Origin of the sequence: Devosia ginsengisoli (genome assembly GCF_024707105.1) — a bacterium.
In the GTDB taxonomy this organism is placed as follows: domain Bacteria; phylum Pseudomonadota; class Alphaproteobacteria; order Rhizobiales; family Devosiaceae; genus Devosia; species Devosia ginsengisoli_A.
Genome location: NZ_JANQAJ010000006.1, coordinates 439,040 through 460,053 on the forward strand (window position 1 = coordinate 439,040; position 21,014 = coordinate 460,053).

Annotated in this window: 25 protein-coding genes, 1 tRNA gene and 1 pseudogene; 7 read left to right on the forward strand and 20 right to left on the reverse strand. The window is 63.0% G+C overall.

Translation table 11 applies throughout. The features are described 5' to 3' along the window. Positions 1-10: 10 nt before the first annotated feature. The 5 genes from NVV79_RS22535 to NVV79_RS05850 all read right to left on the reverse strand — a co-directional run bounded on the left by NVV79_RS22535 (position 11) and on the right by NVV79_RS05850 (position 3,960). Positions 11-1,051, reverse strand: coding sequence for an ASCH domain-containing protein (locus tag NVV79_RS22535; RefSeq protein WP_369684701.1), 1,041 nt, complete (start codon positions 1,049-1,051; stop codon positions 11-13). A 1-nt stretch (position 1,052) separates the two neighbouring features. Next, the gene (gene pheS / locus NVV79_RS05835; protein ID WP_303987124.1) at positions 1,053-2,183 is read right to left on the reverse strand and encodes a phenylalanine--tRNA ligase subunit alpha; all 1,131 of its coding nucleotides are present in this window, start codon (positions 2,181-2,183) and stop codon (positions 1,053-1,055) included. Between the two features lie 183 nt (positions 2,184-2,366). Then, positions 2,367-2,768 carry a 50S ribosomal protein L20 gene (gene rplT, locus NVV79_RS05840; RefSeq protein WP_303987126.1) on the reverse strand — a complete coding sequence of 134 codons (402 nt, stop codon included), beginning with the start codon at positions 2,766-2,768 and terminating at the stop codon, positions 2,367-2,369. A 20-nt stretch (positions 2,769-2,788) separates the two neighbouring features. Further along, complete coding sequence (gene rpmI, locus NVV79_RS05845) at positions 2,789-2,989, reverse strand: 50S ribosomal protein L35 (RefSeq protein WP_035099236.1); 201 nt, start codon at positions 2,987-2,989, stop codon at positions 2,789-2,791. A 116-nt stretch (positions 2,990-3,105) separates the two neighbouring features. Beyond that, complete coding sequence (locus NVV79_RS05850; RefSeq protein ID WP_303987131.1) at positions 3,106-3,960, reverse strand: glycosyltransferase family A protein; 855 nt, start codon at positions 3,958-3,960, stop codon at positions 3,106-3,108. Between the two features lie 112 nt (positions 3,961-4,072). Here NVV79_RS05850 and NVV79_RS05855 point away from each other — a divergent pair, with 112 nt between their 5' ends. Together NVV79_RS05855 and NVV79_RS05860 are read left to right on the forward strand one after the other, a co-directional pair. Next, positions 4,073-4,492, forward strand: a complete 420-nt coding sequence (locus tag NVV79_RS05855; RefSeq protein ID WP_146291372.1) for an Hsp20 family protein — start codon at positions 4,073-4,075, stop codon at positions 4,490-4,492. A gap of 15 nt (positions 4,493-4,507) precedes the next feature. Beyond that, positions 4,508-4,795, forward strand: a complete 288-nt coding sequence (locus NVV79_RS05860) for a DUF1150 family protein (RefSeq protein WP_303987134.1) — start codon at positions 4,508-4,510, stop codon at positions 4,793-4,795. 73 nt (positions 4,796-4,868) lie between these two features. Here NVV79_RS05860 and NVV79_RS05865 read toward each other — a convergent pair whose 3' ends face one another. The 8 genes and pseudogenes from NVV79_RS05865 to lnt form a co-directional block, all read right to left on the reverse strand. Further along, positions 4,869-5,336 (reverse strand): PTS sugar transporter subunit IIA, encoded by a 468-nt coding sequence (locus NVV79_RS05865; RefSeq protein WP_303987136.1) that lies wholly within the window; start codon positions 5,334-5,336, stop codon positions 4,869-4,871. Between the two features lie 47 nt (positions 5,337-5,383). Then, positions 5,384-5,959: an HPF/RaiA family ribosome-associated protein gene (locus NVV79_RS05870; protein ID WP_303987138.1), complete on the reverse strand. Its 576-nt coding sequence runs from the start codon at positions 5,957-5,959 to the stop codon at positions 5,384-5,386. A gap of 261 nt (positions 5,960-6,220) precedes the next feature. Further along, complete coding sequence (rpoN, locus tag NVV79_RS05875; RefSeq protein ID WP_303987140.1) at positions 6,221-7,738, reverse strand: RNA polymerase factor sigma-54; 1,518 nt, start codon at positions 7,736-7,738, stop codon at positions 6,221-6,223. Positions 7,739-7,865: 127 nt separating this feature from the next. Continuing rightward, a pseudogene (gene lptB, locus NVV79_RS05880) lies at positions 7,866-8,615 on the reverse strand (LPS export ABC transporter ATP-binding protein); the annotation flags it as partial. Between the two features lie 5 nt (positions 8,616-8,620). After that, a complete protein-coding gene (locus NVV79_RS05885) occupies positions 8,621-9,076 on the reverse strand; it encodes an LptA/OstA family protein (protein WP_303987142.1) in 456 nt (151 codons plus the stop codon). Beyond that, positions 9,073-9,726, reverse strand: coding sequence for a hypothetical protein (locus NVV79_RS05890; protein WP_303987144.1), 654 nt, complete (start codon positions 9,724-9,726; stop codon positions 9,073-9,075). The genes NVV79_RS05885 and NVV79_RS05890 overlap by 4 nt, the downstream gene beginning before the upstream one ends. Before the next feature lie 13 nt (positions 9,727-9,739). After that, positions 9,740-10,354 (reverse strand): ribonuclease D, encoded by a 615-nt coding sequence (locus tag NVV79_RS05895; protein WP_303987145.1) that lies wholly within the window; start codon positions 10,352-10,354, stop codon positions 9,740-9,742. Positions 10,355-10,419: 65 nt separating this feature from the next. Continuing rightward, entirely contained in the window at positions 10,420-12,033 is a 1,614-nt protein-coding gene (gene lnt, locus NVV79_RS05900) for an apolipoprotein N-acyltransferase (protein WP_303987147.1), read from the reverse strand. Positions 12,034-12,158: 125 nt separating this feature from the next. Here lnt and tsaB point away from each other — a divergent pair, with 125 nt between their 5' ends. The 5 genes from tsaB to NVV79_RS05925 all read left to right on the forward strand — a co-directional run bounded on the left by tsaB (position 12,159) and on the right by NVV79_RS05925 (position 14,862). Further along, entirely contained in the window at positions 12,159-12,770 is a 612-nt protein-coding gene (tsaB, locus tag NVV79_RS05905) for a tRNA (adenosine(37)-N6)-threonylcarbamoyltransferase complex dimerization subunit type 1 TsaB (RefSeq protein ID WP_303987150.1), read from the forward strand. Beyond that, positions 12,767-13,246 carry a ribosomal protein S18-alanine N-acetyltransferase gene (rimI, locus tag NVV79_RS05910; RefSeq protein ID WP_303987152.1) on the forward strand — a complete coding sequence of 160 codons (480 nt, stop codon included), beginning with the start codon at positions 12,767-12,769 and terminating at the stop codon, positions 13,244-13,246. Before tsaB ends, rimI begins: the two co-directional genes overlap by 4 nt. Positions 13,247-13,336: 90 nt before the next feature. Then, positions 13,337-13,726, forward strand: a complete 390-nt coding sequence (locus NVV79_RS05915; protein ID WP_303988332.1) for a Fur family transcriptional regulator — start codon at positions 13,337-13,339, stop codon at positions 13,724-13,726. Then, positions 13,723-14,526 carry a 1-acyl-sn-glycerol-3-phosphate acyltransferase gene (locus NVV79_RS05920; protein ID WP_303987153.1) on the forward strand — a complete coding sequence of 268 codons (804 nt, stop codon included), beginning with the start codon at positions 13,723-13,725 and terminating at the stop codon, positions 14,524-14,526. Before NVV79_RS05915 ends, NVV79_RS05920 begins: the two co-directional genes overlap by 4 nt. A 93-nt stretch (positions 14,527-14,619) precedes the next feature. Further along, on the forward strand, positions 14,620-14,862 hold the full coding sequence (locus NVV79_RS05925) for a hypothetical protein (RefSeq protein WP_303987155.1): 243 nt from the start codon (positions 14,620-14,622) through the stop codon (positions 14,860-14,862). Here NVV79_RS05925 and NVV79_RS05930 read toward each other — a convergent pair. From NVV79_RS05930 to NVV79_RS05960, 7 genes are all read right to left on the reverse strand, one after another. Beyond that, complete coding sequence (locus tag NVV79_RS05930; protein ID WP_303987157.1) at positions 14,859-15,116, reverse strand: hypothetical protein; 258 nt, start codon at positions 15,114-15,116, stop codon at positions 14,859-14,861. The two genes, NVV79_RS05925 and NVV79_RS05930, sit on opposite strands and share 4 nt — an antisense overlap. A 219-nt stretch (positions 15,117-15,335) precedes the next feature. Beyond that, positions 15,336-16,646, reverse strand: a complete 1,311-nt coding sequence (gene pncB / locus NVV79_RS05935) for a nicotinate phosphoribosyltransferase (protein WP_303987158.1) — start codon at positions 16,644-16,646, stop codon at positions 15,336-15,338. 76 nt (positions 16,647-16,722) lie between these two features. Then, positions 16,723-17,862, reverse strand: a complete 1,140-nt coding sequence (locus tag NVV79_RS05940) for a winged helix-turn-helix domain-containing protein (RefSeq protein WP_303987160.1) — start codon at positions 17,860-17,862, stop codon at positions 16,723-16,725. Positions 17,863-17,915: 53 nt separating this feature from the next. Then, positions 17,916-19,625 (reverse strand): alpha/beta-hydrolase family protein, encoded by a 1,710-nt coding sequence (locus tag NVV79_RS05945; protein WP_303987162.1) that lies wholly within the window; start codon positions 19,623-19,625, stop codon positions 17,916-17,918. Then, positions 19,625-20,215, reverse strand: a complete 591-nt coding sequence (locus NVV79_RS05950) for an exopolysaccharide biosynthesis protein (RefSeq protein ID WP_303987164.1) — start codon at positions 20,213-20,215, stop codon at positions 19,625-19,627. Before NVV79_RS05950 ends, NVV79_RS05945 begins: the two co-directional genes overlap by 1 nt. Before the next feature lie 112 nt (positions 20,216-20,327). Next, positions 20,328-20,403, reverse strand: a tRNA-Ala gene (locus tag NVV79_RS05955). 140 nt (positions 20,404-20,543) lie between these two features. After that, positions 20,544-20,948, reverse strand: a complete 405-nt coding sequence (locus NVV79_RS05960) for a TIGR02300 family protein (RefSeq protein WP_303987166.1) — start codon at positions 20,946-20,948, stop codon at positions 20,544-20,546. Positions 20,949-21,014: the final 66 nt, after the last annotated feature.

Sequence of the window (21,014 nt, forward strand, 5' to 3'; positions counted from 1 at the left end):
CAGTGGCACCTTAGCGGGAATCGGACTTGCTGCCCGAAATGGGCGGCAAGGCACGGGAAATCTTGAACAATTCGACGAGGACATTGGCAAAACCCTCGGCGTCGTCGATGGCTTTGTGGGTGTGGGCGATGTGGCCGTAGAATTCGGCCGGCAGCTTGCTCATGCCCCAATCGAGATAGGGCGCGCCGCGCAGGGTTCCGGCCATGGTGTAGAGGCAGATACCGCCGCCGCGGAAAATCTGCCGGGACTTGAACGGGCCGGACAGCACGCGCGTGCCGGCATATTCATCGAGATAGTGATCCATCCAGAGACCATCGAAGATCATCGGCGCGGCGACGAAGACTTTCGGGCCGGGCAGATTCTCGACCCAATCGGCATAGCGTGGCATGACGACGGCAGGGTCTTCGGCGTCGGTGGTGGCGGCCGCCCAGGCTTCGGGCTGGGTCTGCCACCAGGCCATGGTGGTCTCGTTGGTGGCACGGTCGGGGCGCTGCAGGAGCTGGGCTTCGAAACTGCCATGGCGCGTGCCATCGGCTTCGATCGCGACCGAGGCGAAGCTCAGCATGGAATTATGCAGCGGCGTGGGCCCGTCGGATTCGATGTCGGTGACGATGAAGATGGGCGAGGCTACCTGCGCATAAAGCGCGCGCCCGGCGGGCAGCACGGTGACGAGACGGAAGGTTTCGCAGACCACGTCCATATCCGGCGAGAAGCCGCCGTTACGGGCGAAATAGGCCTCGTGGCCTGCTCGCCAGGCGGCATAGTCGCCTTCGCCTTCACGGTCGGTGAAATCGGGCGTGATGGCATCGAAGCGCCTTGTTTCGACTGACAGCGTCTCGATCAGCGCCGCTTCTTCGCCCGCGCCATTGAGCACGATATCGCGCCGCCCGGCTACGGGCATGGGCTCGCCGCCCGCGCCATAGTCGCGCAGGGCGCCGCAGGTGGCGGTCTTCTTGCCCGCCAGCACCAGCGCGAGCAGACGGTCGGCCAGCTCCGGCGAGTCGCCGAAGCTGAACCGGATCGGCTCTGGTCTGGTGCCCTGATCGGCCATGTTAGCTGCTCAGCCCTCCGAACAGGGTGGGCAGGTCGAGGGGGCGGAAGCCATAGTGGTCGAGCCAGCGCTGGTCGCCGTCGAAGAAGGCACGCAGGTCCGGCATGCCGTATTTCAGCATGGCGATGCGATCGATGCCCATGCCCCAGGCAAAGCCCTGGTAGATATCGGGGTCGAGGCCGGCATTGCGAATGACATTGGGATGGACCATGCCGCAGCCGAGGATTTCGAGCCAGTCGCTGCCCTCGCCGATCTTCACTTCGGAGCCCGAGCGGTCGCATTGCACGTCGACTTCCATCGACGGCTCGGTGAAGGGGAAGAAGCTCGGACGGAAGCGCAGGGTGACGTTGGGCACCTCGAAATAGGCCTTGAGGAATTCCTCGAGCACCCAGCGCAACTGGCCGATATGGGAGGACTTGTCGATGACGAGACCCTCGACCTGATGGAACATCGGGGTATGGGTCTGGTCTGAGTCATTGCGATAGGTGCGGCCGGGCATGACCACGCGGATGGGCGGATCCATGGGCGGGGTGATGTAGCTGGCCGCCGGCTTTTCGTTGGTCCTCTGCATGACGCGCATCTGCACCGGGGAGGTATGGGTACGCAGCACCTTCTTCACCCCATCGACACCCATCTTCATGAAGAAGGTGTCGTGCATTTCGCGGGCCGGGTGGCCTTCGGGGAAATTGAGCGCCGTGAAATTGAAATAGTCGGTCTCGATATCGGGCCCTTCGGCGATCGAGAAGCCCATATCCGAGAAGATGGCGGTGATCTCGTCGATGGTCTGGCTGATCGGGTGGATGCGGCCCTTCGCCGTGGGGGCGGGCTGCAGGGGCAGGGTGATATCGACGGTTTCGGCCTTGAGGCGGGCGTCGAGCGCGGCGGATTTGAGCGCGGCGCTCCTGGCCTCGATCAGGCCCGACATCTCGGTCTTGAGGCCGTTGATGGCGGGACCGGCGCTCTTGCGCTCTTCAGGCGCCATCGTGCCAAGCGAGGCGAGAAGGGCGGAGACGCTGCCCTTCTTGCCCAGGGCGCCTACGCGCACGGCGTCCAGCGCCGGCTCGTCGCTAGCCGCGGCGATGGCGGCCGAAAGCTCGGCACGAAGGGTGGCAATTTGAGTGTCGAGGGACATCGCAAACTCTCAATAAACCTCTCCCGGGCATGGCAGGATCGGTGTGACCGACCTCGTGGTTCGACAGGCTCACCATGAGGTCTCAGGGAAATTCAGTGGGCGTTAGAGCAAACAAAAACGCCTCGCGCCAGCCTTCACAGGCGGCGCAAGGCGCTATTTTGACCTCAGCCAGGCTGGGGAGTGTTAGGCGGAGATGCGCTCGTGGGTCGTCTTTTCGACGGGCTCCAGATACGCCAGCGCTGCCTTGGCCTTCGCGACCAGCACGCCGAACGCTTCGGGCTGGGTGATCGCGAGATCGCTCAGCACCTTGCGGTCGACGGCAACCTCAGCCTTGCTGAGGCCGTCGATAAATCGGCCATAGGTCAGCCCGTAATCACGGACGGCAGCATTGATGCGCTGGATCCACAGGGCGCGAAAATTGCGCTTCTTGACGCGACGATCGCGGTAGGCGTACTGGCCGGCCTTTTCGACGGCCTGCTTGGCGATACGGATCGTCGACTTGCGGCGGCCGTAATAGCCCTCCGCAGCCTTCAAGACCTTCTTGTGACGGGCGTGGTTGGTAACGCCTCTTTTAACGCGTGACATGTGTCAGCTTCCCTTCAGCGTTAGCGGTTGTACGGCATGTACCACTTGACCAGACCCTCGTCGCCCTTGGACAGGATCTTGGTGCCGCGGTTGGTGCGGATGTACTTGGCGTTGTGGTTGATCAGGCGGTGACGCTTGCCGGCGACGCCTGCCTTGACACGACCGGTCGCTGTGAAGCTGAAGCGCTTTTTGGCGCCAGACTTCGTCTTCATCTTGGGCATTTTGCGGGTCCTTCAGATAGTTCGGATGGATTTGGGCCCATCGCATTCAAGAACCGCCACGGCATGCCTTTTGGCCGGGCGGTCCGGAGAAGTCGGCTCTATAGGGGAAAGCGGGCCTATGGCAAGCCCCGGCCGGCCGCTGCGAGCATGGGTTCAATGTGATCTTCGAAGAGCAGACCGGGCCTGGCCGCCAACGCCGTCTCGTAGCGGGCTTCGGCTTCGAGCGAAATGCGGAGGAATGCCGCGACACCATCGACCTCGACAGCGGGGAGGCCGTAATGGCCGGTTTCGAGGCGGCGCAGGATTTCGGTCTTGGAGGCGATCATGCCTGATGCGACATTCTTGCCATTGCTCATCGAGCTGGAGCGCTTGATGTAGTCGTGCAGCGGCATGCCCAGATGCATGGATGTTGGCGCGGTGCGGTAGAGCTGGAGCAGGAATTCGAGGTCGGTCATGTTGCTCATGGTGGGATCGTAGCGCCCGTCGGCGCGGTGCCGATCCCAGACCACCATCGAATCCATGGAGAGGCTGACCCATTTATGGGTGCCGGCTGACAATACGCGGTCGGGACCGTGGCCGACATGGCGCAGGTGTCGGAAATCCTCGGTCATGACATCGAGTGCGGTCGAGACCACACCGTGCTCGGCCAGGGCCGCGACGGCCATTTCCAGCTTTTGTGGCTTCAGCCGGTCATCGGCATCGAGAATGGCGGCATAGGGCGCGGTGATCTGTTCCAGGGCCACATTGCGGGTGTTGGAGGCGCCGCGACCGGTACCGCCGCTGGAGAGGAAGCGGATGCGGGAATCGCGTATGCCCGCTTCGGCCAGGAAGGTTTCGTAGTCGAAACCGTCATCGGCGATCAGCCAAAGTTCCCAGGCCGCATGGGTCTGCACCAGGGCGCTGCGGACCGTGGTGACAATCGTTGCCTGGGCCTTCCAGGCGGGCGTGATGATGGCGACGGTCTGATCCATGGTGCACTCTTGAACGGGACCCCGGCTTGTCCCATATCTCTGGTCAGGTGTGCGATGCCGGAATTCAGCGGGTCCGCACCGATACGTTGCTTGATAATCAAGGACGGCGTGGATGTCGCGTATTTCAGTGTTTTCCGCTCCCTTTCTCCTCGGCTTCGACAGCTTCGAGGAGAGGATAGACCGGCTGGCCAAGTCCGCCGACGGATACCCGCCCTACAATATCGAGCGCACGATAGATGCCGAAGGCACCGAAAGGTTCCTGATCTCCATTGCCGTAGCCGGCTTTGGCGCCAGCGAGCTCGAAGTGCTGGCCGAGGACAACCAGATCGTGGTCCGCGGCCGACAGAAGGATGAGCCAGGACGGGAATTTCTGCATCGCGGTATCGCCGCCCGGCAGTTTCAGCGTTCGTTCATATTGGCTGATGGCATGATCGTGAAGGATGCAACTTTGGGGCATGGTATGCTCGTTGTTGCAGTAGAGCGTCCCCGGACGCCCAAGATCGCCCGACGTATCGACATTCGCTCAATATGAGGAAAGGGCCGACAAATGTATGAAAAACGCAATGACGAGGCCGCAGCCGAAGCGCTGATCCATCCCCTCAAGTCCCTGACGCGCGCCCAGTTCGCTGCGCTGGGCGGCGACGCCGTCGCCTATATGCGACCGGTGAGCGGGGCGATCCTGTCAACGATGATCCATGATGCCGAATTCGACGCGGCAGCGGAATATCAGCTACTGATGTCTGCCGACGGCACGCCGTTGCTGGTGACCGACACCGAAGAAGCAGTGGCCGACTGGCTCGGCGACAAGAATCTGGGGCTGGCGACGCTGCATTAGCGGCCGCTGACCCGCGCAATAAAAGACCCTCGGGCCGGATGGTCCGAGGGTCTTTGCGTTTCATGCCGGCCGATCAGGCCGCGTAGTGCGTGGCCAGGGGTGAGGTGAAGATGGCGCGGAGCTGTTCCGGACCTTCGGCACGCCGCAGGTCTTCGATCACCGATTCGGTGCGCAACAGCCGCGCCACGCGCGACAAGGCCTTCAAATGATCGGCACCGGCGCCGGTCGGCGCCAGCAGCATCACCACGATATCGACCGGCTGGTCGTCGACCGAATCGAAATCGATCGGCTGGTCCAGCCGAGCGACCAGGGCGGTGACGCCCTTGAGTCCGGCAACCTTGCCATGGGGAATGGCAATGCCATTGCCCAGCCCAGTCGAACCCAACTCTTCGCGGCTAGCGATCGCCTCAAGAATTTCGGCAGCATCGTGCCCGGTGATTTCCGCTGCCCGTTCGGCAAGGTCTTCAAACAACTGGCGTTTTGTTGTTACGCCCGTGCAACAAAGCACGGCGCGGTCAGCCAGGATATCGGCCAATTCCATTACTCTGCCCTAGGATAAACCACGCTGAATCTTGGCGTCGGGGACACTCAATTCGCCCCGAGGGCCGGATCAATCCAGCCTATATTGCCGTCGGAGCGGCGATAGACCACATTCAGCCCGCCATGTCCAGCGTGGCGGAACATCACCACCTGTCCGCCGGTCAGATCCAGCTCCATAACAGCCTCCTCCACACTGAGCTGACGCAGGTTCTTGGTGGTCTCGGCGATCACCGGCGGGGCATAATCCTCATCGAGTTCGTCCAGGTCATCGGCCATGCCGAACACGGTATATTGAGCGGTCAGGCCATCGGCCTCGCCATCGACGCCGCGCGGGCGCTGCCTGAGCTTGCGGTTGTAGCGGCGCAGGCGCTTCTCGATATTGACCGCCATGATTTCATAGGCGCTGGTGGCGTCGCCGCCCTTGGCACTGGCCTGCAAAGTCGCGCCGGTATCCAGGTGGACGACGCAATCGGCGCGGAAGCCGATGCCATCAGGGGTGAGGGTGAGATGGCCGTCATAGCCGCCGTCGAAATATTTCCCGACCACGGCCGCGAAATGGTCCTGCGCCTTGCCGCGCAGGGCATCGCCAACATCCATGTTCTTTCCCGAAACGCGTAAAGTCATGGCTTGCTCTTCCTTCTGTCGTTCTGATTCGACGCAAGGATCTCGAAAGCCGGTTCCCGGTTTTCGGGATCACGCCTGCTGCCTATCCAGTGGATGTGGGTAGGCAGCGGGTATGATGCTAGCCCCGCCCGAGCCGATGAGGCAATGCGCAAGACTGCCCGATGGGTCGTTTATCCTTTGGACATCGCCATACAATGGCCTTAGCCTTCGCGAGCGCATTTCGGAGGGCGGTGATTTGCATCTTGCCACACCCTCGTGGCGCTAACTCAGCCCACCTGTTCCAGATTTTTCTTCTGCCGCCGGCGCATGACCGAGGAGGGGGATGTTCATGCCCTCGCGGTATTTGGCGACGGTGCGCCGAGCGACGTCGATGCCCTGCTCTTTCTTGAGCATTTCGGCGATGGTGTCGTCGGAGAGGATGTTGCTCAACACTTCGGCATCGATGAGCTGCCGTATGCGGTGGCGCACCGCTTCGGCCGAATGATCGCCGCCACCATCGCTGGAGGCGATGGCGGTGGTGAAGAAATATTTCATTTCGTAGAGGCCGCGGGGCGTCGCCATATATTTGTTGGAGGTGACGCGGCTCACGGTCGATTCATGCATATCGATGGTTTCAGCCACCATCTTGAGCGTCATGGGCTTGAGATGGGCGATGCCGTGGGTGAGGAAGCCATCCTGCTGGCGCACGATTTCGGCGGCGACCTTGAGGATGGTCTGCGCCCGCTGGTCGAGGCTCTTGGTGAGCCAGTTGGCGGTAGCCAGACAATCGGAGAGGAAGGTTTTTTCGGCCGGATCGCGGGTCTTTCTGGTGACCGTGGCATAGTAGACGCGGTTGACCAGCACGCGCGGCAGGACTTCGCTGTTGAGTTCGATCTGCCAGGCGCCATCGGGGCCGCGGCGCACGAAAACGTCGGGCACGACCGATTCGACCGGGCCGCTGTCGAAAGCCAGACCCGGCTTGGGATCGAGCTGGCGGATTTCGGCCAGCATGTCCATCAAGTCTTCGCGATCGCAGCCGACCGATCGCATCAGCCCGGCCATATCGTGCTCGGCCAGGAGGCCGATATTGTCGAGCAGAGCCTGCATCATCGGATCGAGACGATCCCTGTCCCTGAGCTGGATGGCGAGGCATTCGGGCACCGAACGGGCAAAGACCCCGACGGGATCGGAGCCCTGCAAGGCTTCGAGCACGGCTTCGATATCGGCGCGCTCGCAGCCGAGTTGTATGGCCAGAGCATCGAGATCTGCCGTGAGATAGCCGGCCTCGTTGAGGCCATCGATGAGGTGGCGGGCGATCAGCCGGTCAGCGGCGGTGCGCAGCAGCATATTGGCCTGCGCCTCCAGATGTTCGCTCAGCAGCGGCCGGGCAGCGACGAACTGGTCGATATCGGGGGCTTCGCCACCTTCGCTGGCGCCATTGCGATCGAGCCGGCTTTGCGGATTGAGCTGATCCTGCGCGCTTTGGTCGGGAAAGACGTTCTCGACCGCAGTATCGTAGCCATCGGCGATGGACGTGGCGTCCTGGATGCGTTCGCCACGATCCACCGTGTCCTCATAGGCACTGATTTCGGTGGAGCGTTCGGGGATTTCAGCCGGCTCGGCATCGCCGGGCTCGCTGCCGTCCTCGCGCTCCAGCAGGGGGTTGCGCAGCAATTCGGCATCGACGAAGTCGTTGAGTTCGAGATGGCTGAGCTGCAACAGCCGGATCGACTGCATCAGTTGCGGCGTCAGCGTCAGACTCTGGGCCTGGCGGAATTCAAGACGCGGCGAAAGTGCCATTCAATCAAGACCCTTGGCGGATAGTCGTGCCGTTTCCGGCGGCTTTCGGCGGGACCATGACTGATTTATGGGCAGCGGGCAAGCCGAAGGGCAAGTTCCGTGCCAAGTTTGGACACGGTTTCGTGACCTAGAGTTCGAAGCCCTCGCCGAGATAGACGCGGCGCGCATCGGGGTCGGCGCTGATGGTTTCCGGGCGCCCCTGGATCATCACCTTGCCGCCATGGATGACATAGGCGCGGTCGACCAGTCCCAGCGTTTCACGCACGGCATGGTCGGTGATGAGCACGCCGATGCCGCGGCGGGTGAGCTGGCGCACCAGGCCCTTGACCTCGTTGACGGCGATGGGATCGACACCGGCAAAGGGTTCGTCGAGCAGCATGAAGGCCGGATCGGCGGCCAGCGCCCGCGCGATCTCGACGCGGCGCCGCTCGCCGCCGGACAAAGCCAGCGCGTTGGAATTGGCGAGATGGCCAATGGAGAATTCATCGAGCAGGGCAGCGAGCCGCGCCTGGCGCTCGGCCTTGCCCTTCACGTGGTTTTCCAGCACCGCCAGGATATTGCCGCGCACCGTGAGGCCACGGAAGATGGAGGGTTCCTGCGGGAGGTAGCCGATACCGAGCTGCCCACGCTGGAACAGCGGCAGGCGGGTGATGACATGGCCATCGAGGCTGATGGAGCCTGCATCGGGCTTCACCAGCCCCATGATCATGGTGAAGACGGTGGTCTTGCCGGCGCCATTGGGGCCGAGCAGGCCGACGGCCTCGCCACGGCGCACGGCAATGGAGACATCGCGCACCACGATGCGCTTGCCGAAGCTCTTGGCCAGGCCATGGGCCACCAGCCAGCCGGTCTGGTCGATGCGCGGTTTGCCCGAAGCGTCACTCATTGCGAGGTGAAGACCCCGGTGACGCGGCCGCCGCTGCCGGTATTGGTGAAGGTGGAGACGTTGGTGGCGAGATTGACCACCAGCTCCCCCGCATCGATGGTGCCGCTGGCATTGATCACCTTCACATTGCCGGTGAGGCGGAGCAACTGGTCGCCGGGGGTGAACACAGCCTGGTCGCCGGTCGCGTCCTGTTCGTCGGTTTCCAACCGCACCGAGCCAGAGGCGACAAAGCTTTCGACGTCACTGGGGCCGGCCTCGCCATAGACGGCGACAACCTTTTCGGCCCAGACTTTCACATTGGGATGGATCACCACCACATTGCCGGTGAACACGGATTCCCTTGTATTCTCATCAACCGTGAACAGATCGGCCGTGATCTGGACCTGCTGCTGGGCGAGCGCCGGATGAGCGAGGATGGCCAGTGCAACGGCCAGAAAGAGGCGCTTGATCATGGGCTTTCCATTGCGGGTTCGCTGGTTCCGGGCGTATCGGGCAGGGTGACGGTGGCACGGGTGAATGTCCAGACCATGGTGGTGGCATCATAGGTTAGGCCTTCGGCCTCCAATTCGGTGCCATCTTCATAATCGATGCTGACCGGGCCGTTGCCGGTGAGCTGTTGCCGCTCATAGTCGAAGATCGAATTGCGCAGCAGGCCGGTGGTGCCCAGCGAATTGCTGACTTCGGCCACGCCGGCGATCTCGACCACCTGATTGGTGGTGTCGAGGAGGGCGGCGCGGGCATCGACCTGGATCGTCACGCCATCGGGCTTGAGCATGGTCAGCGCGGCCTCGCTGAGCGCGATGCGGTCGGTCGCGTCAACGGCGGCCTGGGCCGCGATGGCCGAAACGCGATAGGCCGTGCCATCATCGAGCAGGCCGGAATATTCGGGCGTTTCCACCGTCACACTGTCGGAAGACACCACGATCTGGCCGACGCCGAAGCGGCTGGTGCGGCTCGATACGTAAATCTGCAGCATCAGCGCGGCAAGCGCGACCACACCGAGGGCCGGGACGCCGACCCGCAGGATGGCGACGAGGCGATTGCGGGACTGGAGGCCCCGGTAGATTGCCAGCCGCTCTGTCGCATCTGCCTGCAGGTTCATGCGTCCCGCGCTTTCAGCTATGGGCGAAGATATCGGTTTCGTCCCAGCCCAGCAGGTCCAGCTCGCAGCGCGTCTTGAGGAAATCGAAGCAGGACTGAGCCAAGTCCATGCGGCCTTCGCGCTTCAGCATGCGATCGAGATGACGCTTGAGGTCGTGCAGGTAGAGCACGTCGGACGCGGCATAATCGAGCTGGGCATCGGTGAGCTTTTCGCCGCCCCAGTCCGAACTCTGCTGCTGCTTGGAAAGGTCGACATTGAGCAGCTCGCGTACCAGGTCCTTGAGGCCGTGGCGGTCGGTATAGGTGCGGACCAGCTTGGACGCGATCTTGGTGCAGTAGATCGGGCCGGTCACCACGCCGAAGCGGTTCTTGAGCACGGCGACGTCGAAGCGGGCATAGTGGAAAATCTTGGTGACGTTGGGATCGCCCAGAAGCTTGACGAGATTGGGGGCCTCGCTGGCATCCTGGGGAATCTGCACGACATCGGCGCTGCCGTCGCCCGGCGAGAGCTGGACGACGCAAAGGCGGTCGCGATGCGGATCAAGCCCCATGGTCTCGGTATCAACAGCCACTTCGCGGCCATAGCGGGAAAGGTCGGGCAGATCGCCGCGGTGCAGTCGGGTGGTCATGGCTGGTTCGTCCAATTGGGTCCCATTCCTCTTGGCACAGCAAGAGGGCGTTGGGAAGGCGATGGTTAGATGCGCCTGCGCCGACCGCTGCGCGCCGCCACGACCGATATCAGCAGGCCCGCGACCAGGGCGATGAGCAAAGGCCAATAGCGGAGCTGGGAAAAGACTGTCGCGGCCAGCCGCTCATGCGGGCGCACATCGAGCGCCGCCATCTGTTGCGGAGCGATTTCAGCGGTGATCCGGCCCAGCGGATCGGTGGCGAAGGTGAGGCCGGAATTGGCCGCCCGGATGAGGCTCATGCCTTCTTCCACCGCACGCACGCGCGCATGATGGGCATGCTGGGCCGGGCCGATGGAGCCATCGAACCAGGCGTCATTGGTGATGTTGAAGAGGAACTGCGCTCCCGCGGTGTCGCCCAGATCTCCGGAAAACAGGATTTCGTAGCAGATCAGCGTCAGGAAAGGCGGGGTGGCGGGCAGGCTCATCAGCCGGCGGCGGGCATCGCCATGTGCCCAACCCTCGGTGCCGGGCACGAACTGCTTGACGCCGAACTGCGCAAAGAAGGCGCCGAAGGGCAGGAATTCGCCGAAGGGCACGAGGTGGGACTTGTCGTAGGAGGCGATGACCTCGCCATTGGTGTCGATGGCCAAGACCGAATTATAGGGCGGGCCGGACGGCTCGGTGGCGCCGGGCTCGTACTGCTGGCGCGGCGCGCCGGTGAGCAGGGTGGCGCCATCGGGCAGGAGCCGGGCGATGCGGGCCAGAGCTTCGGGATAGGTGGCGAGGAAGAAGGGCAGCGACGATTCTGGCCAGACCAGATGGGTGATATCGGCCAGGCCTTGATCGGTCGGGTCCATGCGCATGTCTGACAGCATCAACAGACGGTCGATCAGCGCGACGGGATCGACATTGCCGAAATCGGTATGTTCGTAGACCAAAGGCTGCACAAGGCGCAGAGCGATATCTGATCGTTCGGTGGCGACCGTGCCGGTCAGGCGATTGTGGCCATAGCCGAGCTGGGCGGCGATGACCCCGATCGCGATGAAAAACGGCAGGAGCCGTCGGCTGAGGCTGCGGCCATCGGCAGGCCAGATCAAAGCCGGCGTCATGGCAATCAGGGCCGCCACCAGGGTCAGGCCATAAACGCCGATTACTGCTGTGATCTGCATCATCTCGTCGGTCGGGGTCAGCGCATAGCCAAGCAGGTCGAATGGGAAGCCGGTCAGCACGTGGCCGCGCGCCCATTCGGCCATGGTGAGGAAGGTGGCGAGCGTGACGATGCGCCAGGGTCCGTGGCTCCAGAACAGATGGGCCAGTGCTGAGGCAACGCCCCAGAAAAAGGCGATGAGCGCCGCCAGAGCCAGGATGGCTGGTGGCATAAGCACCAGCATGATGCCGCCATCGACGAAGAAGGCGGCGCCCAGCCAATGGAAAGCGACGGTGAAATAGCCCCAACCGAAGGCAAAGCCGATATTGAAGGCCGGCCCCAGGATACGGCGCCAGCCGCGCTGCCTTTCCGCGCCATCGAGGCACCAGACCCAGATGGGGAAGGCGACGAACAGAGCCGGCACGACGAAGAGCGGCGGAATCGAGAGGCCGGCAAGCGCCCCGGCGAGCAGCAGCAGCCCGAAGCGACGCCAGCCATGACTCAGCATGGCGGTTTCGGCCAGCCAGGTCATCGTGGCGCTGTCGGCGAATCAGGAAGCATGGGCGGCAAAGTCGCCGTGACGGCGGGAGGCGTCAAGGCGGGCGTGGCGAGATGGCGGGCTCGACTCCGCTTTCGTGCCGGTCTAGAGCGATGCCCATGTCACCGACCCCTGTTACCCTCGCCATCGATACTGCCGCGCCGCGCCTGCAACTGGGGCTGTTGCTGGCGGATGGGCGCGTCGCTATTTCGGTGGACGAGATTGCCACCGGCCATGCCGAATTGATCTTCGGGCGGATCGCCGATCTGCTGGGGCGCAACGGGGTCGATTATGCCGATCTGGGGCGGGTGGTGACGACGACCGGGCCGGGTTCGTTCACCGGGCTCAGGATAGGGCTCAGTGCCGCACGGGGAATCGGGCTGGCGCGGGGGATACCGGTAGTCGGAGTATCGAGCCTGGTGGCGCTGTCGCTGGGCGCGGAGGGTCCGTCGACCGTGCTGCTCGACGCGCGGCGGGGCGAGGCCTATTTCCAGAGTTTTGCGGGGCCGGCCCAGCCGCTGACACAAGGCGATCTGCTGCCGATGGCCATCGCGCAGGCGGCGATCGTGCCCGGAACGACTCTCATCGAATCCCCCTTCGTCGATATCGCCGCCCTCGTCCGTCTGGGCGCGACGCTCGACCCCTCTGGCAATCCGCCCGAGCCGAACTATATCCGCGATGCCGATGCCAAGCCGCAGACGGCAGCGCGGATCGAGAGGCAGCATTCATGATCAAGCTGTGGATGGCCCCGGCCGGACTGCATATCGAGCCGGGCAAGATGGGTGATGCGCGCGAGCTGGCGCGCATCCATGCGTCGGGATTTTATCGCGGCTGGCCGGTGGGCGAGTTCGAGAGTTTCCTGGGTGATGCCAATACGCCGGTCTATATCGCCTGCGACGCAAGACGGCGCATTGCCGGCTTCGCATTGATCCGCGTGGTGGCGGACGAGGCCGAGCTTTTGACCATCGCGGTCGATCCGAAATGGCGCGGCAAGCGCATCGGACAGGCGCTGATGAAGGCGGTGTTCGACGACCTGCTGCTGACACCGGCAAGACGCATGTTCCTCGAAGTCAGCGAGGAGAATACGGCCGCCATCAAGCTCTACCAGCGCGAGGGCTTTGCTGTCATTTCTGTTCGCAAGGGCTATTATCCCAAGCCCGACGGGTCGCAGGCGACCGCGCTTGTCATGGCGCGCGATCTTGGGTAACCCGGTCGACCAGGATGGAGAGGTTAGGAGCCGCGCGTGAGCAAAAGCCAGACTGATCCGACGCTGGAAGAAGCCTGCGTCTCCAAGGGCATGCGCATGACCGACCAGCGGCGCGTCATCGCCCGCGTCATCGAGCAGGCCGACGACCACCCCGATGTCGAGGAGCTCTATCGGCGCGCCTCAGCGGTGGATGAGCGCATCTCGCTCTCGACCGTTTACCGCACCGTGAACCTCTTCGAGGAAGCGGGGCTGGTGACCAAGCATGATTTCAAGGATGGCCGCGCCCGGTTCGAGCTGATCCCGGACGAACACCACGACCACCTGATCGATATCAGAAGCGGCACCGTCATCGAGTTCCGCAACGAGGAAATCGAGGCGATCCAGGAGGTCATCGCCAAGCGGCTGGGCTACCGGCTGGTCGACCACCGGCTCGAACTCTATGCGGTCCCAATCGAAGGCTCCGACAGACACAAAAAATGATCTTCCGCGTCCTGTTCTTCATCTTCGTGCTGGTGCCGGTGATGATCGTCATCATTCCGGCACAGGCCCTGATCAATGCGCTGAAACTGCCATTCTGGGGCGTACTGCCGCGCTTCTTCCACCGGGTGGGCTGCATTTTCCTCGGCATGCGGGTCACTGTCATAGGCCAGCCGGCGACCGGACGGCCGACATTGCTGGTGTCCAACCATATTTCGTGGACCGACATCATCGCCGTAGGCTCGGTGGCCGAGGTGACCTTCGTCGCCAAGCGCGAAGTGGGGGAATGGTTCTTCGTCGGCATGATGGCGCGGTTACAGAAAACCATTTTCGTCGACCGGACACGCCGGTCCGACGCTGGCCGCACCGCCCAGGAAATGGGTGCGCATATGGCGGGAGGCAATGCGGTTCTGCTGTTTGCCGAGGGCCAGTCGGATATCGGCACGCATGTCCTGCCGTTCCGCTCGGCGCTGGTGGGCGCGGCGCAGCATGCCATGATCGAAGCCGGCGCCGACGATGTGATGATCCAGCCGCTGACCATCGCCTATACGCGGCTGCAGGGCCTGCCGGTGGGGCGCACGGAGCGGTCGCTGATCGCGTGGATCAAGTCCAAGTCGGTCAAGCAGAATATCAGGGAAATCCTGGCCGGCCCGGTCAAGGACGTGACCATCGCCTTCGGCACACCGCGCCCGCTACGCGATACCGATAATCGGAAGCTGGTGACCAAGGCCGCCGAAAACGACGTGCGCGCCATGCTGGTGGCACTCAATCGCGGCCAGAAACTGCCGGTGGCAGCGGGCTGATCGATAAAACTTTAGCCGGTAATCCTAATGCCGGCTTCCATTTGGCGGTTAAGGTTTCATTAGCTATCACCGATCCGGTAACCGGAGGCGGCCATGGCTTGGGAATTGCTGGCAATGTGGGCGATCGTCATCGCGACGATCATCTGGTTCATCCGCGATGAGAAGCGCCTGCGCGCCGAAGCCGAATTGCAGCGCGCCGCACGCTACTACGCCCATGCCCCCAAATATCGCCATGTCGCGGTCGAGCCCAAGGCGAAGGCGGCCTTGCCGCAGCGCCGCACCGGCGGCCTTTCCAGCGAACAGCGGACCTTCATCAAGGATTTCACGAACCGCTAGGACGGCGCTGGGTTCAGGTTGGCCTTGAGCCTGGAGACGATGTCGGCGGCCTTGACCATGAGCGCCATGTCGATATCGGCGTCGCTGGTGCCGTCCAGCACGTCGGTCCAGACCGGGATGATCAATTCGTGAGTCTGCTCCTGGGCATCCATGGTTTCCACCAGCACCGCCCGGACGTGCCCGGTAATGCGGCCAGCAAGGCGTGGATGCGCCTGCTTGTCGCGGACGGTGATATCGATGAGCTGCAAAGTCATACCGGCCCCTGTCGGAGCCCCCTGTGGAACGCTAGTCCGGCATGGTTCCCAAGACGTTAACACCCGTCTGAGGCCAAAGGTTCTCCACAGCCGGTAATGCTGGAACCCGCATGGAGTTCCCTGGAGCGCTGGACGACCCGATGAATCAGGTCGCGCCCTTAGTTATTTGATTGTGTCTCGGATTCAACCCGAAACCGCTGCGACCTTTTCGGTTCGGTGTCAGACCTTTACGGGATGCTCCACCCGTCCGGCATCGCCGAAGATGCGGATATAGCGGGCAATTTCTTCCGGCGTACCGGTGGCCTTGGCCGGATTGTCACTCAGCTTGACCGCCGGATGCCCATCGGCCTCGCTGACCTTGGCAACGATGGAGATGGGATCGAGTCGTGGGTTGGGCCCGTCGGGCGCACAACCCTCGAAATCGTTGGTGAGATTGGTGCCCCAGCCGAAGGCCATGCGCACCTTGCCGTCGAAATGCAGATAGGCTTCCTCGATCATGTCGACATCGAGCCCGTCGGAGAAGATCAGCAGCTTTTCGCGCGGGTCGCGGCCGCGTTCCTGCCACCAGGCGATGATGCGCTCGCCGCCTTCAATGGCCGGGGCGGAGTCGGGGCGGAAGCCGGTCCAGTCGGCCACCCAGTCGGGCGCGTTGCGCAGGAAGCTGTCGGTGCCAAAGGCATCGGGCAGCACGATCTTGAGATTGCCGCCGTAATAGCTCTCCCAATCCTGCAGCACCTGATAGGGCGCGGCGAGCAGCGCCTCGTCGGTTTTCGCCAAAGCGGCCAGTACCATGGGCAGTTCATGGGCATTGGTGCCTAGGGCTTCGAGGTCATTGTCCATGGCGAGCTTGACGTTGGACGTGCCGGTAAAGGCCTCGCCAATGCCTTCCTTGAGCGCCTCGACGCACCAGCGCTGCCACAGGAACGAGTGACGGCGGCGCGTGCCGAAATCGGAAATCTTGAGATCGGGGAGCTTCTGCAGGCGCTCGACCTTTTCCCACATCCGCGCCTTGGCCCGGGCATAGAGCACATCGAGCGTGAAAGGCCCGTAATGCTTCATGGCGGCGCGGGAGCGCAGCTCGTTGATAATGGCGAGGGCCGGGATTTCCCACATCGTGGTTTCGAGCCACAGGCCGGGGAATTCGAGCACGAACTGGCCGTCCTGCTTTTCCAGCCGGTATTCGGGCAGGCGGAAATCTTCCAGCCATTTGAGGAAATCGGGCTCGAAAATCTGCTTGCTGCCGTAAAAACTGTTACCGGCCAGCCAGATCATCTCCTTCTTGGTGAAGCGGAGCGTGCGGGCATGGTCGAGCTGGGCGCGCAATTCCTCGATGTCGATCTCGTCGGCCAGGCGGACCGACTTCGTGCGGTTGATCAGCGAGAAGGTGGCTGACACCCTGGGGTAGAGCCCCCAGATCATCTGCAGCATCAGCAGCTTGTAGAAATCGGTATCGAGCAGGCTCCGCACGATCGGATCGAGCTTCCAGGTGTGGTTATACACCCGCCGGGCAATATCGGTATAAGTCGCCATAGGTGGTCCCCACTTCGCGGCAAGGCTTTTAGCGCGCGCGGCAATGGTTTGGAAAGGCGGGGAACGCCGAAGTGGTTCACTCCCCCAGCTGAAACGCCTCGAAACGACCCAGGGCCGCATCGACGGCCGCCCGCCCCTCGGCCCCGACATCCTCCAGCCAGGTGGCCTGCTGGATCAGCAGTTTTTTGCCGGCGCGGTCGGTCTTGAGATCGAAGGCGGCGACGATGCGGTCGCCCATGAGGATGGGCAGTGCAAAATAGCCCAGCTTCCGCTTGGCCGCCGGCAGATAGGCTTCGAACAGGTGATCGTAGTCGAAAAACAGCTTGAGCCGCTTGCGCTGGATGATCAGCGGATCGAAGGGCGAGAGGATATGCACCAGAGTGGGCGGTTCATCGGCCGGGGCATCGAGCACCTCTGGAGTGGCCCAATGCTGGACCTTCTCGGCGCCCTCTATGGTCACTGGAACCAGTAATTTCCGCCGGACGCGGCTGTCGATCAACTCCTTGACCGCCTTCTTGCTCGGCGCGTCGAGGTGGCAGATGGAATCAAGGCTCACCACGCCCTGACTGCGCAGGGCGCGGTCGAGCTGATAGGCGGTGATCTGCCTGGATGTCGCGGCTTTGGGCACCACCCCGAAATGGCGCGCCATCAGGTCGTAGGTCTTGACCATGCCCTGCCGCGCGCCCACGGTGACCAGGCCCTGAAAGAACATCATTTCGAGCACGCGCTTGCTCGGCTTGCGGCTGGCCCAGGGATGATCCTTGTCCACCAGCTCATCGTCGCCGATGTCGCGGATGGAGAGCGGGCCTTCCTTGCGCAGGCGCTTCAGCATCTTGCTGACTTCGTCCGGCGTCACCGAGCCGAACCAGCGGCTGGGCGTTTCGCGATACTGCTTCATGGCCGGCACAAAGAAGGGCAGGTCTGATGTCGGCACGTAGCTCAGCGCATGGGTCCAGTATTCGAACACCGATTTGTCCGATGACTGGACCTGGGCGAGATCGCCGCGGCGATAGGCGGGAATGCGCGAGAAAAGAATGTGATGATGGCAGCGCTCGATGACATTGATGGTGTCGATCTGCACGTAGCCAAGATGGGCAATGGCCGCTGATGTGGCGGCAGAGCCACGGCCGAACGGCGCAGCGCTATCGAGCTTCTGCGCTGATATCCACAGGTGTCGGGCACGAGTCTGGTCGATGACGAGGGGCTTTTTAGGCAAGGTCTTGTCCGAATCTGACGGGCTGCGAGCATGGCCGCAGCGCAGGGAGGCCGTCAATCGACGGGCGCGTTGCGGAACCAGCCACCCTCGATCACCTGCCGCTCGCCATGCCGGACCAGTTGTGCGCGCAATGCGGCAAGCTCGGTTTCGCTCAGGCCGTCGCTGCCGGTGACCTGAACCCAGCCATCGAAATAATCCTGCGGGGCGTAGACGTGGCCAAAGCCAATGGGAGCGGTCTGGGCCAGGGCCATGTCGAGCGCCAGTTGCAGGAAGGTGACGACCGGATACCAGTCGAGCAAAGGCGAGACGCCCTTGCCGCGCGGCCCGCTGAACCAGACCGGTGCGCGCCACAGCATGCTGGGCTCGAAGAAGACGATGGGATCGCTGGGATATTGCAGGAATACGGTGCGCAGTGGACCCCAGTGACGTGTATCGGCGGCAAGATCGCCGTCTCCATTGGAAAAACGCACGGCCGATCCATCGCCTATTTCCGGCCGCCACCAGGGCGAGCCGGGATCGCGATTGGCCGTGGCGCTGCGCCAGGACGCGGCGGCGAAAGGCGTACCGACGAACAAGGCTCCGTCGAAAGGATCGCCGAGAATGTCATAGATCGAGCTCGAGGCCGCCGAACTATAGGCGCCCAGGCTGAGGCCATGCAGATAGAGGCGCGGCCGTGTCGCCTTGTCCATCGCCGACCAGCGTTCGTAGACGGCGCTGAACAGAGCCCTGGCGGTCTCGACGCCCACATCGGGCTCGGAGACCAACGACAGCCAGCTCGTGAGGTACGAATATTGCACCGCAACGCTGGCGACGTCGCCGCCATGCAGGAATTCCAGCGTGTCGATGGCCGCCGGCTCCACCCAGCCTGTTCCCACCGGCATGACCAGGACCAGGACCGAGCGGTCGAAGGCGCCGACGCGATCCATTTCAGCCAGAGCCAGGGTGGCGCGCTGTTCGGCGCTTTCGGCCGAGCGCAAACCAACATAGACCCGCAGCGGCTCGACGGCCGGCCGCCCGGTCATCGCGGCGATCTCGTCCACGGTCGGGCCGGACTGCACATAGATGCGTGCATCGAGCCCGATCGTGTCCCAATCGATCAGCGAGGCGGCGCTGCCCGAGCGCAAGGGATCGGTCGGCGCTTCGGCATAGCGGCCGGCCAGGGTATCGAGATTGCCGTAGAAGCGATCGGCGGCATAGAGCAGGCCGCGCGCCACCACGCCCTGGGCCACCGCCCAGGTCAGGATGCCGATGGCAATCATGGCCCCGGCCAAGGCGACGCGGCGCGGAATGATGCGCCGCAGCCAGGACGAAACCAGTTGCACGCCATGCACGATGAGGGTGCCCAGTCCAATCAGCAAAGCTGCGGGCAGGACTGCGACGGCAGCAACGAACCAGGGCTGGCGCGCCTCGACCGGGGCCACGCCCATCTCGGCCCGGATCGAATTCTGCCAGCCGGTGGAGAACCACAGGAAGATGATCGCAAGGACCAGGCAGGCCAGCGCCACTGTTCGCCCGATCCAGGTGGCTAGTTTCGGGCTGGGCCATTTCAGTTCGAGATAGTCCCACAGCCATTCCAGGAACACGCCAATGCCGTAACCGGCAGCAAAAGCGAAGCCGCACAGAATGCCTTGCGTGGCGAAATGCCGGGGAATCAGCGAGGGCGTCAGCGCCAGGGCGAAGAATAACAGGCCCAGCAACCAGCCACCGGTCGACAGGCGGTCGACCTGTCGCCAGAGCAATGCCTTGAGCCGGGCGGCCTGCATCAGCCGATCATCGAGGTAGCGAGCATGGTAGCACCCCAGATGCCGGCCACTGCTATCACTAGGCCCAGCAGGGCAATGAACCCACCCAGCAGAACGCCCAGGCCGTCATGATTGATGCGCGACACGCAGATCACGGCAATACCGGTATTGGGCACGGCATTGATGAAGGGAATGGGCAGCACCATGGGCAGACTCACCAGCAGAATGAAAATCGCCGTCGGCAGCTCGGTCCGCGCTTCGGTCAGTATGGCCAGCCGGGGTCGAGATACCTTGGCCACCAGCGTGGCAAACCATTGCATCTGCCCCATCATGCGATCGAGCAGCCGGGGTGGCAAGATGCGTTCACCGATCCAGCCGCCGAGGCCCAGCGGCCGGCCCAGCAAGGTGGCCACGGTAACGCTGATGATGGTGATGGCCAGCGTGCCGCCATAGCCCGGCGGACCGGGCAGCATGTTGAGAATGCTCAGCACCAGGATGACCAGCGGATAGGAGGTGCTGCCCAGCAGATCGACCAGCCCGGCGGCTGTCAGCCCGTCGCTGCTGCGGATTTTGTCGGCAATTGCCGCAATGCTGGCTTCAACGGGAGACACAGGACCTGCTGCATGGCGGGTAGGAAGTCGAACCCTAGCCGCGGGAACGGCCGGAGAGCAACCGCCAGGCGTTATGAGCGCCTGTCGAGCTGAACTACAATGTCGGAGGAATTGGTGGAGCCAAGCGGGATCGAACCGCTGACCTCTTGCATGCCATGCAAGCGCTCTCCCAGCTGAGCTATGGCCCCATTCCATTGGGTATCGGAGGGGCTAACCCGTCCGAAGCGAGGCGGAACCTATTGGATGATCCGTCCCCATGCAAGTGCCTAAATGACACTTTTTTGTTCAGCCGGCTGACGGGGTCAGCCGGCCAAAAACGCTATTCAAATCAACGGTCTTCGTCGCCACCGACATCGAAGCCGAGTTCGTCGTCTTCGTCTTCATCCTCTTCGAGGAAGACATCGGCCTCGTCGTCGCCGAGTTCTTCGTCCACCTCGACGTCCTCGACATCAGGAATGTCCTCGTCGCCGGATTCCTCGGCGTCGGCATCTTCAAGAGAGACGATCTCGGGCGCTGCGACGTCCTCGACCTCTTCTTCGACTTCCTCTTCATCCTCGTCATCCACCTTGCGGGCGGTGGCGGGAGAGGGCTTGCCGGAAAGAACCTGCTCGAAATAGGAGCGCGGATAGCTCTTGCCGGTATAGGGCGAGACGATCGGGTCCTGATTGAGGTCGTAGAACTTCTTGCCCGTCTCGGGATCGGTGCGTTTTGTGCCGCGTTCGGAACTGGCCATCGATGTTCCTGTAAGGTTTCTCGGTCGTAAGGTTTTTGCGGGGTTCTGGCCCCGGTTTGGTCAGTC

Coding starts and splice junctions, on each gene's coding strand:
- NVV79_RS05885 (WP_303987142.1), bottom strand. CDS start 9,076: ATGATCAAGCGCCTCTTTCTGGCCGTTGCACTGGCCATCCTCGCTCAT.
- rplT (WP_303987126.1), bottom strand. CDS start 2,768: ATGTCACGCGTTAAAAGAGGCGTTACCAACCACGCCCGTCACAAGAAG.
- NVV79_RS05915 (WP_303988332.1), top strand. CDS start 13,337: ATGCGCATGACCGACCAGCGGCGCGTCATCGCCCGCGTCATCGAGCAG.
- NVV79_RS05890 (WP_303987144.1), bottom strand. CDS start 9,726: ATGAACCTGCAGGCAGATGCGACAGAGCGGCTGGCAATCTACCGGGGC.
- NVV79_RS05960 (WP_303987166.1), bottom strand. CDS start 20,948: ATGGCCAGTTCCGAACGCGGCACAAAACGCACCGATCCCGAGACGGGC.
- pheS (WP_303987124.1), bottom strand. CDS start 2,183: ATGTCCCTCGACACTCAAATTGCCACCCTTCGTGCCGAGCTTTCGGCC.
- NVV79_RS05855 (WP_146291372.1), top strand. CDS start 4,073: ATGTCGCGTATTTCAGTGTTTTCCGCTCCCTTTCTCCTCGGCTTCGAC.
- NVV79_RS05860 (WP_303987134.1), top strand. CDS start 4,508: ATGTATGAAAAACGCAATGACGAGGCCGCAGCCGAAGCGCTGATCCAT.
- pncB (WP_303987158.1), bottom strand. CDS start 16,646: ATGGCGACTTATACCGATATTGCCCGGCGGGTGTATAACCACACCTGG.
- rpmI (WP_035099236.1), bottom strand. CDS start 2,989: ATGCCCAAGATGAAGACGAAGTCTGGCGCCAAAAAGCGCTTCAGCTTC.
- NVV79_RS22535 (WP_369684701.1), bottom strand. CDS start 1,051: ATGGCCGATCAGGGCACCAGACCAGAGCCGATCCGGTTCAGCTTCGGC.
- NVV79_RS05895 (WP_303987145.1), bottom strand. CDS start 10,354: ATGACCACCCGACTGCACCGCGGCGATCTGCCCGACCTTTCCCGCTAT.
- NVV79_RS05945 (WP_303987162.1), bottom strand. CDS start 19,625: ATGCAGGCCGCCCGGCTCAAGGCATTGCTCTGGCGACAGGTCGACCGC.
- tsaB (WP_303987150.1), top strand. CDS start 12,159: ATGTCACCGACCCCTGTTACCCTCGCCATCGATACTGCCGCGCCGCGC.
- NVV79_RS05920 (WP_303987153.1), top strand. CDS start 13,723: ATGATCTTCCGCGTCCTGTTCTTCATCTTCGTGCTGGTGCCGGTGATG.
- rpoN (WP_303987140.1), bottom strand. CDS start 7,738: ATGGCACTTTCGCCGCGTCTTGAATTCCGCCAGGCCCAGAGTCTGACG.
- NVV79_RS05865 (WP_303987136.1), bottom strand. CDS start 5,336: ATGGAATTGGCCGATATCCTGGCTGACCGCGCCGTGCTTTGTTGCACG.
- lnt (WP_303987147.1), bottom strand. CDS start 12,033: ATGACCTGGCTGGCCGAAACCGCCATGCTGAGTCATGGCTGGCGTCGC.
- NVV79_RS05930 (WP_303987157.1), bottom strand. CDS start 15,116: ATGACTTTGCAGCTCATCGATATCACCGTCCGCGACAAGCAGGCGCAT.
- NVV79_RS05870 (WP_303987138.1), bottom strand. CDS start 5,959: ATGACTTTACGCGTTTCGGGAAAGAACATGGATGTTGGCGATGCCCTG.
- NVV79_RS05925 (WP_303987155.1), top strand. CDS start 14,620: ATGGCTTGGGAATTGCTGGCAATGTGGGCGATCGTCATCGCGACGATC.
- rimI (WP_303987152.1), top strand. CDS start 12,767: ATGATCAAGCTGTGGATGGCCCCGGCCGGACTGCATATCGAGCCGGGC.
- NVV79_RS05850 (WP_303987131.1), bottom strand. CDS start 3,960: ATGGATCAGACCGTCGCCATCATCACGCCCGCCTGGAAGGCCCAGGCA.